The following is a 14,603-nucleotide window of genomic DNA, read 5'->3' on the forward strand; positions in this document are numbered from 1 at the left end:
GTATCGTTTTGGGTTGTAAGAATCTTATATATGAACGTACGCTTTACGCACAAAAGTACGCGATTGTCGCAATTATTTCACCATAATTTGGTGGAATGAGCTAATTGGTTAAGTCCACCATTTTTAAAAAATCAAACGAAGTATCATAGACGTTGTGTTTTTTGACAAGCGAAATCAACTCTTTCTCAATACCATGATTATCAGCAATATTAGAAAAATATAAAAACAAATACTTCCGACTAGGAACGATTAACACGCCATTGCTAAAACCACACGTACTTCCTGTATGGTACAAAGCCAGTGGTTCGGTTTCATTTTTCTGGAAAAACCAGCCCAAGCCATATTGCCCTTTCGAGGTACTTGGGAGGGAAATAGCCACTTTTTCAAGCTCTGAATCCAAAGGAATCAACTTATTATTTATCAATCCATTATACCATTTATAATAATCTTCGAGCGAGGTATAAACACAGCCATCACCTTTGGTCGCGCTGGTAATACTTTGGTCAGACGCGATGGGTTTTCCTTGTTTATTTTTGGCATACCCCATGGCTCGGTGCGGAATACTCTTCCCTGCTTCGTAGATTCGGGTGGAAGACATACCAAGCGGTTTAAAAATGTGTTTTGTTATAAATTCCACGTACGATATCCCTGACGCTTTTTCGACAATTTGTTCCAACACGCAAAAACCCGAATTGCTGTAACGAAAGGTTGTCCCAGGCTCAAAATACGTTCGGGTTTCTTTGCTCAACATTGCCACTACCTCGGCATCCAAAATTTGGGCAGTACGCTCCTGGGGCAGGCTAGTTTCATAGTCCCATATCCCCGACGAATGTGTCAGCAAATGCCGCACTTTGATTTTTTTTCCTACAGTTGGCTCAAAATCAGGAAAAAATCGAAGCAAATTATCTTCATAAGAAAGACGTCCTTGCTTGGCCAACAACATGATACACATGGCCGTAAACTGCTTAGACACCGACGCCATCCGAAAGTTAGACTGTGAACTGAGCGGTTCTTTGGTATCCACATTGGCCATTCCTACTCCTTTTTTGTAAAGCACTTTTCCCTCCTTAACCACCATTACGGCGATACCCGCTTGGTTCTTGTCAAACCGCTGGTGTAGGAGTTGGTCAAGGTCTTTTTTGAGGCTCATTTGGGCAAAAAGCATATTATCTATGAATAACAATAAAAAAAAGAGGATTTTTCGCATTTCTGTGGCCTTTAATAGCTTCCTATTAGTATATTGTGAAAGTACAAAAGTAAGCCGACGCATACTCATCTCCTAAACCTTTCCGTCTTCATGAATTCAACTCCCAACCTCCGCTACGCGTGGTACGTAGTAGCGGTGCTCATGCTTGCCTACATCTCGTCGTTTATCGACCGCCAAGTACTTACCTTGCTTGTCAAACCCCTCAAACGCGATTTTAACGTCACCGATACCCAAGTAGGACTGCTCATTGGTTTCAGCTTTGCCATTTTTTACACCTTTCTCGGCATTCCCATTGGCCGCATGGCCGACCGAAAAAACCGCAAACGCATTATCGTTTGGGGAATTACTATCTGGAGCATCATGACTGCCCTTTGCGGAGTCACGGGTAGTTACAATCAGCTTTTCATTGCACGGGTGGGCGTAGGCATCGGCGAAGCTGCCCTGTCTCCCGCCGCTTATTCACTCATTACCGACCTTTTTCCACGGCAAAAGCTGGGTACAGCCCTCGGTATCTATAACATTGGTGTTTACTTAGGCTCAGGTTTATCAATTTTATTGGTCGCCCTCATCCTAAAACTCGTAAGCGTCGAAGGGACTTGGAGCATCCCTTTCTTTGGGGATATTTATCCGTGGCAAAGTGTGTTTTTCATTGTAGGTCTCCCTGGGTTACTGATTGTTGCCCTCATTGCCTTCACTATCAAAGAACCCGAGCGCCAAAACGCTTCCAAAGCAGCCGTATCGGCTAAAGAAGTTAAACGGTATTTTGCCGCCAATCGCCAAGCGATTTTATGTTTGTTTTTCGGTATTGCCTTCATGGCTTTTGGCTCGTACGCTACTACCTCTTGGACACCGACTTTGCTCGTTCGCCACTACGGCCTCACCGAAGCCCAAGCGGGGTTGTTACTTGGTAGTATCGTTACTGTTTTTTCCACGGGAGGCGTTATTGTAGGCGGCCGTTACAGCGATCGACTTACCCAACAAGGCAAAGCCGACGCCAAAATGCGAGTAGGCTTCATCGGAATGTCTATTGGGCTATTTTTAGCCTTGATTGTCCTTGTTTTTTTCACCCTTACACCTGCTCCCATCCAAGGGTTTGTGGTGTTATTGGCGCTATGTTGTTTTGCTACCTCCATGCCCTACGGCGCAGCTACAGCGGCGGTTCAGGAAATGATACCTGCGCCCATGCGGGCTACTTTCTCCGCTTTGTTTCTGTTTGTGGTCAATTTACTTGGCTTGGGCGGTGGTCCACTCATGGTCGGGCTTCTCAACGATAAGCTCTTTCACGACCCCAATCAAGTGCATTTGTCTTTCGCCATCACGTTGGTCATGGCTACTGGACTTTCGTGTTTCCTTTTATATACAGGGCTAAAACCTTTTGTTCAAAGTATCGAAAATGCCAAAGCCGAAAGCTAAACAGCTTTGCCAAAACAAACAACCATGGCCGCCAACGCATAGTGATAGACATCCGTAGGATTGAAGGGGAGGTGGTTATTGGCTACTTTGGTCGCCAATCCAATAATCATCACCCCTACCACAATCCAAACTGCTTTTTGGTATTTTTTCATTAGCCCAAAAACCGCGATAAGCATGACCAAAAGCATAGAAAACGCTTGTATCACCGACCCAAACACTTCGTAAGCGGGATCGAGCAACGTCACAAAAATCAACAACCCTACTCCTACCGAGCTTACCACCACCCACTTCGACATGCTTTGACGCATCACCAACGCCCAAATAGCTACTACCACTGCCACTAACCCTACACTTCCTGCCAACGTAGAAAGCGAACGATGCGTAGCCGTCAAATCTTTGACACCCAAATACCTAAAAACACCAGCCGCCGCTGCCAGTGCCGTCGTGACCAAAAAAATGCCCCAAAGGATTCGATTATAAAAAGGTTGCCGAGCAAAAAAGCGAAAAAAAGCAACAATACACACAAGCGCTAAAACGGCGTCGGAAATGGCATTGGAAAGATGTAGCATGAAAAAAATAAGTTTAGGCTAGGTTCAAAAACCGTTTAATACAAGGTTCTGACGTAAAAAAACTACCCAAAATCCCTGTCTCAAGGGCTTTAACAAGGTAGGGGATATTCTCCATTTTCGTCGCTAATTGGAGCGTTTTTTTTTGAATTTAAAATTTTTCTTGACGAATAACTTTTGTACTTTCTTCATTTAAACCTACTTTTACTGGAAAATTTTAGACTTCTGTCTTGAATAAAATAAAGTTAACATCTTGAATCACGCAATTTTACACTAACCACCAATGAGCGTATTAGTCAATAAAAATTCCAAGATAATTGTACAGGGATTTACAGGTTCGGAAGGAACCTTCCATGCTCAACAAATGATTGAGTACGGTACGAATGTTGTCGGAGGCGTTACTCCAGGTAAAGGAGGACAATCTCACCTTGAGCGCCCAGTGTTCAACACGGTCGCTGATGCTGTTGCAACAACCGGCGCTGATGTCTCAATTATTTTCGTTCCACCTGCATTTGCAGGCGACGCTATCATGGAAGCGGCTGATGCGGGTATCAAGGTGATTGTTTGTATTACCGAAGGTATTCCTACCAAAGACATGATGATGGCCAAAGAGTACATCCGTACCAAAGAATGCCGTCTTATCGGACCTAACTGCCCAGGTGTTATGACTGCCGACGAATGTAAAGTAGGTATCATGCCTGGTTTTATCTTCAAAAAAGGGACGATTGGTATTGTGTCTAAGTCAGGTACGTTGACTTACGAAGCCGTTGATCAGTTGAGCCGTGTGGGCCTTGGCCAAACCACTGCCATCGGTATTGGTGGTGACCCAATCATTGGTACAACGACCAAAGAAGCGGTTGAACTACTTATGAATGATCCTGAAACAGAAGGTATCGTCATGATCGGTGAAATCGGTGGAAGCATGGAAGCTGACGCAGCTCATTGGATCAAAGAAAACGGAACAAAACCTGTCGTTGGTTTCATCGCAGGCCAAACGGCTCCCAAAGGTCGTCGTATGGGTCACGCGGGTGCCATCATCGGTGGAGCAGACGATACCGCCGAAGCAAAAATGCGTATCATGCGTGAGTGTGGTATCCACGTAGTAGAATCTCCTGCACTTCTTGGCGAAACGATGTTGAAAGCATTGGGCAAAGCCTAATAAATACCGTCAAAATGTATAATTTTGCAGGCAATTATCGCAAACGATAGTTGCCTGTTTTTTTATTGTCTGATTATATCATCGACAAAAGCCGCCCAAACACGTTGATTTTTTTAACACATAGTACTTCCAACTATTCAAGCTTAGGAATATTTTCTTCCTTGGTCAAATCGCGTGTTTTTTACCCAAAACGCTGCTTTTTTCTGCTTTTTATTCTTTTTTCATTGACTGCTAAGGCCGAGGTAGGCCCCAACAAGCAGTACTTTTTGGTCAAAGACTTGACTCAAGATTGGCTAGTGTATGACCAACGCGAAAAAGAATACGTTCCTTACGTAGCCGAGCAGCACAATACCCAACTTTCCATCAATACCATTGTTGACATTGAAAGTAATCGGCATTATGAATTATTAATATATGTCGATAAAAACAATTATTTGTTTTTGAATAGCTCCTTGAAACAAAACCTAAAGGGCGGGCAATGGTACGTAATGAGCATTGACAGTTTGTACAAAGTATATCGCCGTCCGCAGTTAATGCTTACACTTTACGGCACACCAGGGCAAGTTGGCAAGACGATACTCATTGGCCATAAAAAAGCTGCTATCGAAAAACTCATCACCATTGAAGAAGAGTCTTTCTTAAATCTTCTTCCCAAAGAAAACGACCGTATTTCCAACTTTTTTATTCTTGGAATGTTGTTTTTGCTCTCCTTTGCGGCCTTTCTTTTCAACGGTTATCCGCGCGCCTTCGAACGGCTTTATAGTCTCCCCGATTTGTTTCAGGTAGATGTCCGTGACGAATCGTTTTTAATCAACAAGCCTTTTAGTCGGGTCAACTTACTGTTTGTCGTATTATTGTGTTTGGAACTTGGTTATCTATACATTTTTACCCAAGACAAACAATATAATTTATTCTCTTCCAAAGAACTCATTCTCTCTGGTCAATCGCTTTTTGATACTTGGGTTGATTACGTCAAAGTCATCTTTATTTGCTTGGGCTTACTGTTTGCAAAATACGCGGGTCTGTACATCCTTGGCTCTTTATACAATTTAGAAGGAGTGGCTAACATCCATTTTTTCAAAATCTTGCAATCCTCCCTGTTGTTTTACAGCAGCCTCCTTCTTTTGGCAGCTTTAACGTCATTTTATGTTGCTGATTGGACTCTTTTAGTACGTTCTATGCTGCTTATACCAGGTGTAATTTTCTACGTTTTGAGGATAATTCTCATCTTCTTTACAATTAGCAGGAGCACAACTGTTAAAAGTTTATATTTAATTTCGTACCTTTGCATCGTCGAATTAATCCCCCTCATCATCGGGGTTAGGTATGCCCTGTAGGAAGTTCTGATATGAGTGAAACGATTTTGATGCAACAAGACCGATTGAATAAAGTAGAGAGTATTCTTGTCTCACAAGCTCGTCCAAGTGACGAAAAATCCCCTTATTTCGAGTTAGCGCGCCGGTACAACCTCAAGGTTGACTTCCGTCCGTTTATAGAAATACAAGGGGTATCCTACAAAGATTTTCGTAAACAGAAAATCAACATTATGGATCATACGGCTATCATCTTTACGAGCCGTAACGCTGTTGACCACTTCTTCCGAATCTGTAAGGAGGCCAAGCTCGAAATGCCCGCAGAAATGAAATATTTTTGTGTGACTGAGCAAACTGCCAACTATTTGCAGAAATATATTCAGATTCGGAAACGTAAAATTTTTGCGGGTCAAAAAACAGCAGCCGATTTGCTTGACCTTATCAAAAAGCACAAAAACGAAAAGTTTTTATTTCCGTGCTCTGATAAGCGTCGCAACGATATTCCTGAGTTTATGGGCAACCATGAATTACACCTGACTGAAGCAGTCATGTACGAAACCGTGTCAGCCGATTTATCTGATTTGACCGATGTGTATTACGACATTTTATGCTTTTTTAGTCCGTCAGGAATTACGTCGTTGTTCCGTAACTTCCCTGATTTTGAGCAAAATAAAACCCGTATCGCTGCCTTTGGCCCAACAACCGCCAAAGCTGTAACAGATGCAGGTTTGATTTTAGACATTGAAGCGCCAATGCCCAACGCTCCTTCCATGACAGGGGCACTCGAAATTTACATTAAAAAGGCCAATAACCTTTAAAAGTAAAAGTAATGCAACACCATTTCCAATGAACTCTTGGGGGGTGTTGCAACATTAGAATCATTTTATGCGTTTAGATAAGGGTTGAGTCTTCAACCCTTTTTTTATATCAAATTTTTTTCCCTAATTGTCGTTTGTATTGAAAATACCCCCTTTTTCTATATGAAATACCCACGGCTACTTCTATTAAGCATTATAAGTTGGTTAGGCCATTCTACCATCTCACACGCCCAGCAGGACGCACAGTTTACGCTTTTTCCTTTCAACCAGCTTTATTTTAACCCAGCTACGGCAGGAGAAGACGGAACTACGCGGTTTCAGCTTATCAACCGTATGCAATGGCAAGGTTATCAAACCTCCAGCGGCGAAGGTGGCGCACCCAATACCCTGATGTTTACGGGAAGCGTGCCGCTTAATTTTATTAAAAGCGCCATTGGGGTCAATTATGTAAACGACCGACTTGGTGCCATGGGTAGCCAAGAAGTACAGTTGTCGTATGCTTACAAGATGAACATCAACGATAATACCTTAGCGCTTGGCGCTCGCGTTGGTTTTCAGAACCGTTACATTGATTTTAATAAATTAATCTCGCGTGACCCAGGAGACCCACTGATTCCGACGGGGCGGCTAGGACAAAGCCAGCCAGATATTGCCTTGGGAGCTTTTTACGATGCTACCACCTTTTATGTAGGCGCGAGTATCAATCACCTCAATCGTCCGAAGTTTAGTTTGAGTGGGGATGCTCAAAATGCCTTGGAACCCAATGCTTATCTGACCGCAGGTTATCGTTTTGAACCCATTTATGGTCTAATTATTCAACCGATGGTGCTTGTAAAAACACCCGTTAATTTCAGTACCAAAACCCTTTCTATTGAAGGAGGAGCCATGGCGACTTGGAATGACTGGGTTTTTGGAGGCATTACCTACCGCTTACAAGAATCTGTTAATTTGCTTGCGGGAGTCAATTGGCAATCATTTCGATTGGGTGGTGCGTTCGATTTAACGGGTTTTGGTAGAGCAACCAAAGCTCCTGCATCGTTTGAAATGATGTTATCGTATGCCTTACCTCCGTTTGTAAAGCGCAAAGCAATGCCCGTTCGCACACCACGATTTAGATATTAAAAACAATCGTAATTACCCTATTTATCAACTGTATTCTACTATTTGCTGAAACTTTTTTACTACAACAAGCCATTTGGCAGAATTATTGTTAGACCACCAGTACACGTTTGATAAAAAGTTATCGCTTTTTTAGTAATTTTGGGCTGTTTTTAGAATTTTTAGGGCTCAGTAGCGAACTAATTGCGATAATAAACAACAGAAATTTAAAAACAAGCACACAATAAACTCATAGAACTTCGTTTCTATACTGAAATTTTGAATCTAACGGGAATAACCATGAACAAAAGGGGATTTTTCGGCTATGCCACCAAAGGAGCTTGGATTGTGATGGTAGCAGTCATGCTACAAAGCTGCGGTTTTGTCAAAGACAAATTTGGCGGTAAAAACAGCAAAGGAGGAAGTAAAGGTGGCAAAAAAGGAGCCAAACAAGAGGTCGGTGTTCGGAATGGGGAAGTCATTGCAGCTGGTCGTAAAGATTACAAGCAAGATACACCCTATGGTATGGTCTTGATTCCTTCGGGCTCGTTCATGATGGGACAAGCTGATGAAGACGTAGCAGCAACGCAGGTAAACTTTAACCGCCGCGTGACAATTACTTCTTTCTACATGGACGATACTGAAATTACCAACCATGAGTACCGCCAGTTCGTAAGTGCGTTGATGACTGACTCGCTTTCTGTCCTAGGTGAAGAAGAAATCATGGCGAAATATCACCCAGATACGACAGTATGGCGGAAAGACTTCACCTACCACAATGGTGACCCGATGACCGAATACTACTTTTCACACCCAGCCTTCGACACGTATCCTGTTGTAGGTGTTAGCTGGAAAGCCGCTCGCTATTTCTCAACTTGGCGCTCTAATCTGTACAACGATTATCGTTCAAAAGAAGGAAAATACAGCTCACCTAAATTCCGCCTTCCTACCGAAGCAGAATGGGAATGGGCAGCGCGTGGTGGTCGTGCGTCGGCCAAATACCCTTGGGGTAACCCTTACGTAGCCAATGGCAAAGGTTGTTTCCTTGCTAACTTTAAACCACAACGTGGTAACTACGACGCCGACGGTTATCCTTATACCGCCCCTGCAAACGCTTACAACGCCAACGATTATGGCCTTTATAACATGGCAGGTAACGTTGCAGAATGGACACTCGATGCCTTTGCTGACAATGCCACTGTTGTAAACTGGGATATGAACCCGATGAACGACAACCCTGACGAACCACGTAAAATTATCCGTGGTGGTTCATGGAAAGACGTCGCTTATTTCCTCGAAACAGGTACTCGCAGCTGGGAATACGAAGACAACAAACGTGCTTTCATCGGTTTCCGTTGCGTCGTTGAAAACCTAGCAGGCCGTGCGGCTACTGCCCGCGGAGGACGTAAAAGATAGTCCATCAAAAAGATTTTACTGAATTGGGGTGCTGCCCATAAAGCGGCACCCTAATTTTTGTCCCTCTTTCTATAGTAAAAACAAATAAATTCTAACTGATCTCATAACCAATTTCTGATTGAATCATGGCAGCACAAAAGCAAGGTGTTTTCTGGAGTAAAATAGTTCCAACTGCTTATGCGCTCGGAGCAGCCGTCGTTATTGTAGGTGCTTGGGCAAAAATTACGCACATCGAAGGTGCAACTACCCTATTAACCGCAGGTCTTTTGACAGAGGCCGTCATTTTTATTTTGTATGCAGTTCAAAGTTTTCTGTATCCTGCTGCCGACGAATACGCTTGGGAAAAAGTATATCCTGAATTATTAGATGATTCGGCACCTGTAGCCGCTCCTCGCAAAGAAGAGAAAAAAGGTACTGGTCTAACAGCCAACATGGACAAAATGCTTGCTGAAGCAAACATCACTCCTGAGATTTTCCAAAATTTGGGTAAAAGTTTCAAGAGCTTGACGGATAATGTATCAAAAATCGGCGATTTGACCGACGCAACCGTAGCTACGAACGATTACGCTAAAAATGTAAAAACAGCATCTGGTGCAATCAACGAGATGAATAAATCGTACGGAGTAGCTATCAACGCCATGTCATCAATGGCGGATGCGACCAAAGACGCTCAACAATACCGTGAACAATTTCAGCTCATTACCAAAAACATGGGCGCTCTTAATGCAGTTTACGAACTAGAATTGCAAGATACTACGAAGCATTTGAAAGCAATGAACGCCTTCTACGGTAATTTGACGACTGCTATGTCTAACATGGCTGATGCAACCAAAGAATCGCAGCAGTTCAAAGCCGAAATGTCTAAGTTGACTACCAACATCACGTCGCTTAACAATGTGTATGGTAACATGCTTGCTGCCATGCGTGGCTAAAACGTGTTCTTAGGTGTCGTACCAAGAGCAAGTATCTGTAATACCGTAAACTAAAACTGTAATCTACAAAAATGGCAGGAGGAAAAGAGTCACCCCGGCAGAAGATGATCGGGATGATGTATCTAGTACTAACAGCGATGTTGGCCTTGCAAGTGAGTTCGGCGTTATTGGAAAAATTCCAATTGTTGAACACAAGTATGGAAGGTTCGGCAAATGCTGCCAATAAAATAAATCAAAGAACGGTTGAAAGCATCCGCGACAAAGTAGAAAAGTCTGGAAACCGTGCGTTTGAAGTCGCTATCGTAAAACAAGCCGAAGAGGTGCGCAAAATCGCCAGCGGGATTGTATCAGAGATAGATGCCATCAAAACAAAACTTATCGACGAAGCGGGCGGTGGAATTGACCCTGAAACGGGCAAAGTAAAAAACCCCAACGAAGAAGATAAGGTGGCTATCTACATGATTGGCCCTGGCAAAAATGGAAAAGCGTATGAGCTTAAAAGCAAGTTGAACGGTTTCGTTGACCAAATGAACAAGCTTGCTGGTACGAACTTTGCTCCGTTGGCACTCGACGGCAAAGACGACCCTCTCGCTAAACGTGATGCAGATCAGCGCAACAAAGATTTTGCAGCTATCAACTTTGAACAAACGCCAGTTCCAGCAGCGTTGGCGGTATTGAGCCAGCGTCAATCGGAAATCCGCCGTTTGGAAGCAGAGGTGTTGGATGCCCTCGCCGCAAAAGTAGGGGCAAAAGACATCAAATTTGATAAAATTTTGGCCATGATTAGCGCCGAGTCTAAGGTTGTTGTGGCTGGGACGAAGTTCAAGGGCGAAATGTTTATTGCCGCTTCTTCTAGCGCCCTTACCCCACGCATGAGCTTAGGTGGTTCTCCAGTACGCGTTCAAGACGGAAAAGGAATCATTGAGTTTACGGCCCAAGGTGGTTCATACGACAAAGATGGTTTGGCTACGAAAGTATTGCAAGGGGTTATTTCATTCCCAACCCCAAGCGGGCGTGACACTTCTATTTCAATGAAATATGAGTACAAAGTAGCTCGTCCAACGTACCAAATTGAAACAGGTACATTGCCTCCGCTTTACCTTGGTTGTAAAAACGTGTTGAGCGTACAAAGTGCCGCACTTGGTGCCTTGTGGAATCCATCATTTGGTGGCGAAGGTGCTGAATTTATCAACAACGGTAAAGGAAAAGTAATCATCGTACCAAACAGCAGAAATGTAACCCTAAGCATCTCAAACCAAGGAAATGTAATGGGTAATGAGCCATTCCGCGTTACACCAGTTCCTCGTCCAAGTCTTGAATATTATATCAATGGAGCTTTGGCAGATGAGCGTAAAGGTGTTCAGGCAAGTATGGCACGTAACATCCGCGTGGATGCCGTTGCTGACCCTAGCTTTAAAGCTTTCTCGCCTGAAGACGCAAGTTTCCGCGTTTCAGAAATGACCGTTCGACTTGTACGTAACAACCGCCCTGTTGGTCAGCCTGTGGTTATTAGTGGCCCAAGTGGTTCTATTGCACCATTGGCATCACAAGCTCAATCTGGTGACCGTCTTTTCATCGAGGTTTCGGGCGTTCAACGTAAAAACTTTAAAGGAAGTGTAAACGATGCGGGGTTACCTACCCAATTGAGAAACATTCCTTTGAACTAATATTTTTGCAGGAAACAAGCATATCGTTTTCAACAAATTGTTCGTTAATACCCTAGCGAATTAAATACAAAATAAAATGAACAGAGTCAAAACCTTATTGGGATGCGTAGCATTAGCTACTGTGAGCTTAGGAGCGTTGGCGCAGGAGAAAGATAACCGTGGGGTTAATCCGCTCTCAGTACGTGAATTTAATGATGCAGACATCATGATGAAACGTACACTGTGGCGTCGGTTGGATTTGAAGGAAAAGCAAAACCAGCCCATGTTTTCAAAAGGTAACGAAATCACAAAGTACATCATGGACGCCGTGAAAGCGGGGCTTTTGGATGCTTACGTTGACCAAGATATGACCAAGAAAATGACGATGGATGATTTTGTCAAAAAACTCCAAATCCCTAATCAAGGTCAAGTACTAACAGAGGAAGAAAAGAAAGCTGGTTTTGGGCTTGACAACGCTACTACAGGTACAGATGGCTGGGGCGATACCAAAAAGGATGACAAAAAAACGGCAGCCAAACCAGCCGATGATGGCTGGGGTAGCACTCCTAAAAAAGAAACACAGCCCGTTGACGATGGATGGGGAACTCCAACTAAAAAGAAAACCACTAAAGGTAAAAAAGGAGCCGTTGTAGCGAAAGTTCAACCTCCAAAAGTGGATTCTACAGAAATCAAGAAGAAGATGGCCGAAGAAGCTGCTGCAAAAGCCGCCGCCGAAGCTACTGCGCTTGCTGAGAACATGTATTTCCCTGATCAACTTTCTGTCTTAGAAATAAAGGAAGACTGGGTGTTTGACCGCAAACGTTCTCGTCAATACTATGACATTCAGACTGTTACGATTTACATACCTGCCGATGTACACCCAGCTGGTCTTGAAATGCCCGTAGCTACAATTAAGTACAAAGATTTGGATAAGCTTTTCCGCAGCGACCCGAAAAAATTCATTTGGTTTAATGAATACAACACCGCACAGCATAAAAACTTAGCCGATGCATTCGACTTGCGTTTGTTTAACGGTCGTATCACTAAACTTTCAAACCCGATGGATCGCGACCTTATCAGTATCTATGGTAGCGAAAAATCAGCGCTTTGGAAATCAATTCAAGTTGAAAACGAGTTGATGGAATTAGAGCACGGTTTGTGGGAATACTAATCAAACGAAAATAAAAAAGGCGGCCCGAGGGTCGCCTTTTTTATTTTCCAACTTTTTATTTTTTAAGAAGGATATTCGATGTGAGCCCCCGTTTCACGGTGCGTTTTACTTTCAAATAAGCGTTTCCAACCTTCTTGAATAAACCCAAAACCGTATCCAAACAACTGAACGAAGGCCGCGATGACGCTCAAAAAGCCAACTTTTACACTTTTGGATTGGCGGATTGCATCCATAAAAAGGAGCACAACATAAAGACACAAGAAGCCAGCACCCAAATAAAACAACCACGGATGAATCAACCCTAAAAAAGGGATACTCAGGCAACCCAACGTAAACAACAACGGAAAGGTGTGTACCAATTTCAGCTCAGTAGGATAAAATCGTCCAATATTGATGCGAGCACGGCCAAAAAAACGCAATTGTCGAAAGAAAGCCGCAAAGCCTGTCCTTCGTTTATGGTATATAAATGCTTCGGAAATAAGGGCTGATTTGAAACCGAGTCGTAGTGCCGAAATACTAAAAATAATATCCTCCCCCATTCGGCTGATTTGAAAGCCACCCGTTTTTTCCCACACTTTTCTCGACAATCCCATATTAAAACTTCGCGGGTGAAAAGTACCGCCAAGATTGCTTTTCTTGCCACGAATCCCACCCGTCGTAAAAACGGAGGTCATCGAGTAGCTAATGGCTTTTTGAATGGGTGTAAAACTCGGATGGTCGGTATCAGGGCCACCGTACAAGTCCACATAATCGGTATTGAGTCGATTGTCAACGATGGCTAAGTAATTAGGTTCTAAGAGAGCATCCGAATCTAAGAGAATAAAATAATCTCCTTTGGCACGTTCAAAACCATAGTTTCTCGCAAACCCTTGCCCGCCGTTTTCTTTGTAATAGTAAGCAATTTGCAAGTGTGACTTAAAGGAATCAACAACGTCTTTACATTTGATTTTGGAGCCATCTTCCACCACCACAACCTCAAAATTTTTGAAGGTTTGTTGGACAAGACACTCAAGTAGTTCCCCCAACTCATCGGGGCGATTATAAACAGGAATGATAATACTGTAGTTGCGCATATCGCATGATTTACCACGGCAAGTTACTATAATTTTCAGCAAGATTGACCAACCGCCCCTTTGAACATGACTTTTGAAGAAACAGAGTACAGCACCTCACGACGCATTTTAAGTTGGGCAGAAGAAGACCGTCCCCGCGAAAAGCTATTGTTAAAAGGGAAAGGGGCACTATCCGATGCCGAACTCATTGCCATTCTAATTGGCTCAGGCACGCGGGAATTATCGGCCGTTGATTTGTCAAAAATTATCCTTCAAAAAGCGAGTAACAACCTCAATGAGTTAGCCAAACTTAGCTTAAAGGATTTAATGAAAATCAAAGGAATTGGCGAAGCAAAAGCCATTTCGATTGCCGCAGCATTGGAATTAGGAAGGCGTAGAAAAGATAGCGAAGTAGTGCGCCGCCCCAAGATAACTTCTTCTAAAGATGCTTATGAACAAATCAGGTCGTACTTGATGGATTTACCCCACGAAGAATTTTGGATTTTGCTCCTCACCCGTTCCAATGAAGTCATCCGACCAGTTCAAATTAGTCAAGGGGGCATTTCGGGTACGGTTGCTGACCCCAAAATCATCTTTAAATCAGCTTTAGAACACCTTGCGAGTTCGATGATTTTGGTACATAATCATCCTTCTGGCAACTTAAAACCAAGTGAGGCCGACAAAGAGCTTACCCGTAGGCTGGTAACTTCAGGCAAATTACTTGACATTCCGATTTTAGATCATTTGATTATCTCTGAACTTGGCTACCTAAGTTTTGCCGATGAAGGGCTGTTGTAAACAAATGTCGAATT

General features: G+C 43.3%; 13 protein-coding genes. 10 read left to right on the forward strand and 3 right to left on the reverse strand.

Annotated elements, in window-relative coordinates:
* Positions 1-100: 100 nt before the first annotated feature.
* Positions 101-1,207, reverse strand: a complete 1,107-nt coding sequence (locus tag DTQ70_RS15675) for a serine hydrolase (RefSeq protein ID WP_164490062.1) — start codon at positions 1,205-1,207, stop codon at positions 101-103.
* Positions 1,208-1,297: 90 nt separating this feature from the next.
* On the opposite strand from DTQ70_RS15675, the gene DTQ70_RS15680 reads away from it, so the two are divergent.
* A complete protein-coding gene (locus tag DTQ70_RS15680) occupies positions 1,298-2,620 on the forward strand; it encodes an MFS transporter (protein WP_122931680.1) in 1,323 nt (440 codons plus the stop codon).
* Here the strand turns inward: DTQ70_RS15680 and DTQ70_RS15685 are convergent.
* Entirely contained in the window at positions 2,617-3,189 is a 573-nt protein-coding gene (locus DTQ70_RS15685) for a DUF6962 family protein (protein ID WP_028525216.1), read from the reverse strand. The genes DTQ70_RS15680 and DTQ70_RS15685 overlap by 4 nt on opposite strands.
* Before the next feature lie 280 nt (positions 3,190-3,469).
* Between DTQ70_RS15685 and sucD the strand changes: the two genes are divergently transcribed.
* From sucD to gldN, 8 genes are all read left to right on the forward strand, one after another.
* Entirely contained in the window at positions 3,470-4,345 is an 876-nt protein-coding gene (sucD, locus tag DTQ70_RS15690; protein WP_122931681.1) for a succinate--CoA ligase subunit alpha, read from the forward strand.
* A gap of 224 nt (positions 4,346-4,569) precedes the next feature.
* Positions 4,570-5,682: a DUF4271 domain-containing protein gene (locus tag DTQ70_RS15695; protein ID WP_164490063.1), complete on the forward strand. Its 1,113-nt coding sequence runs from the start codon at positions 4,570-4,572 to the stop codon at positions 5,680-5,682.
* A gap of 11 nt (positions 5,683-5,693) precedes the next feature.
* Positions 5,694-6,476 (forward strand): uroporphyrinogen-III synthase, encoded by a 783-nt coding sequence (locus DTQ70_RS15700; protein ID WP_122931683.1) that lies wholly within the window; start codon positions 5,694-5,696, stop codon positions 6,474-6,476.
* A 162-nt stretch (positions 6,477-6,638) separates the two neighbouring features.
* A complete protein-coding gene (locus DTQ70_RS15705; RefSeq protein ID WP_122931684.1) occupies positions 6,639-7,598 on the forward strand; it encodes a type IX secretion system membrane protein PorP/SprF in 960 nt (319 codons plus the stop codon).
* Between the two features lie 276 nt (positions 7,599-7,874).
* Positions 7,875-8,990 carry an SUMF1/EgtB/PvdO family nonheme iron enzyme gene (locus DTQ70_RS15710; RefSeq protein ID WP_122931685.1) on the forward strand — a complete coding sequence of 372 codons (1,116 nt, stop codon included), beginning with the start codon at positions 7,875-7,877 and terminating at the stop codon, positions 8,988-8,990.
* 125 nt (positions 8,991-9,115) lie between these two features.
* Complete coding sequence (gldL, locus tag DTQ70_RS15715; RefSeq protein WP_122931686.1) at positions 9,116-9,922, forward strand: gliding motility protein GldL; 807 nt, start codon at positions 9,116-9,118, stop codon at positions 9,920-9,922.
* 71 nt (positions 9,923-9,993) lie between these two features.
* Positions 9,994-11,589, forward strand: a complete 1,596-nt coding sequence (gldM, locus tag DTQ70_RS15720) for a gliding motility protein GldM (RefSeq protein WP_122931687.1) — start codon at positions 9,994-9,996, stop codon at positions 11,587-11,589.
* A 76-nt stretch (positions 11,590-11,665) separates the two neighbouring features.
* A complete protein-coding gene (gldN, locus tag DTQ70_RS15725) occupies positions 11,666-12,739 on the forward strand; it encodes a gliding motility protein GldN (protein WP_122931688.1) in 1,074 nt (357 codons plus the stop codon).
* 62 nt (positions 12,740-12,801) lie between these two features.
* Here the strand turns inward: gldN and DTQ70_RS15730 are convergent, their stop codons facing one another.
* On the reverse strand, positions 12,802-13,812 hold the full coding sequence (locus DTQ70_RS15730; RefSeq protein WP_122931689.1) for a glycosyltransferase family 2 protein: 1,011 nt from the start codon (positions 13,810-13,812) through the stop codon (positions 12,802-12,804).
* Positions 13,813-13,878: 66 nt separating this feature from the next.
* On the opposite strand from DTQ70_RS15730, the gene radC reads away from it, so the two are divergent.
* Entirely contained in the window at positions 13,879-14,589 is a 711-nt protein-coding gene (radC, locus tag DTQ70_RS15735) for a RadC family protein (protein ID WP_122931690.1), read from the forward strand.
* The last annotated feature ends 14 nt before the right edge of the window (positions 14,590-14,603 follow it).

The sequence above is a fragment of the Runella sp. SP2 genome, from assembly GCF_003711225.1.
Classification (GTDB): domain Bacteria; phylum Bacteroidota; class Bacteroidia; order Cytophagales; family Spirosomataceae; genus Runella.

Bases quoted from the DNA above. Each gene is read 5' to 3' on its own strand.
- sucD (WP_122931681.1), top strand. From the start codon at position 3,470: ATGAGCGTATTAGTCAATAAAAATTCCAAGATAATTGTACAGGGATTT.
- gldN (WP_122931688.1), top strand. From the start codon at position 11,666: ATGAACAGAGTCAAAACCTTATTGGGATGCGTAGCATTAGCTACTGTG.
- DTQ70_RS15705 (WP_122931684.1), top strand. From the start codon at position 6,639: ATGAAATACCCACGGCTACTTCTATTAAGCATTATAAGTTGGTTAGGC.
- gldM (WP_122931687.1), top strand. From the start codon at position 9,994: ATGGCAGGAGGAAAAGAGTCACCCCGGCAGAAGATGATCGGGATGATG.
- DTQ70_RS15685 (WP_028525216.1), bottom strand. From the start codon at position 3,189: ATGCTACATCTTTCCAATGCCATTTCCGACGCCGTTTTAGCGCTTGTG.
- DTQ70_RS15730 (WP_122931689.1), bottom strand. From the start codon at position 13,812: ATGCGCAACTACAGTATTATCATTCCTGTTTATAATCGCCCCGATGAG.
- radC (WP_122931690.1), top strand. From the start codon at position 13,879: ATGACTTTTGAAGAAACAGAGTACAGCACCTCACGACGCATTTTAAGT.
- DTQ70_RS15700 (WP_122931683.1), top strand. From the start codon at position 5,694: ATGAGTGAAACGATTTTGATGCAACAAGACCGATTGAATAAAGTAGAG.
- DTQ70_RS15710 (WP_122931685.1), top strand. From the start codon at position 7,875: ATGAACAAAAGGGGATTTTTCGGCTATGCCACCAAAGGAGCTTGGATT.
- gldL (WP_122931686.1), top strand. From the start codon at position 9,116: ATGGCAGCACAAAAGCAAGGTGTTTTCTGGAGTAAAATAGTTCCAACT.
- DTQ70_RS15675 (WP_164490062.1), bottom strand. From the start codon at position 1,207: ATGCGAAAAATCCTCTTTTTTTTATTGTTATTCATAGATAATATGCTT.
- DTQ70_RS15680 (WP_122931680.1), top strand. From the start codon at position 1,298: ATGAATTCAACTCCCAACCTCCGCTACGCGTGGTACGTAGTAGCGGTG.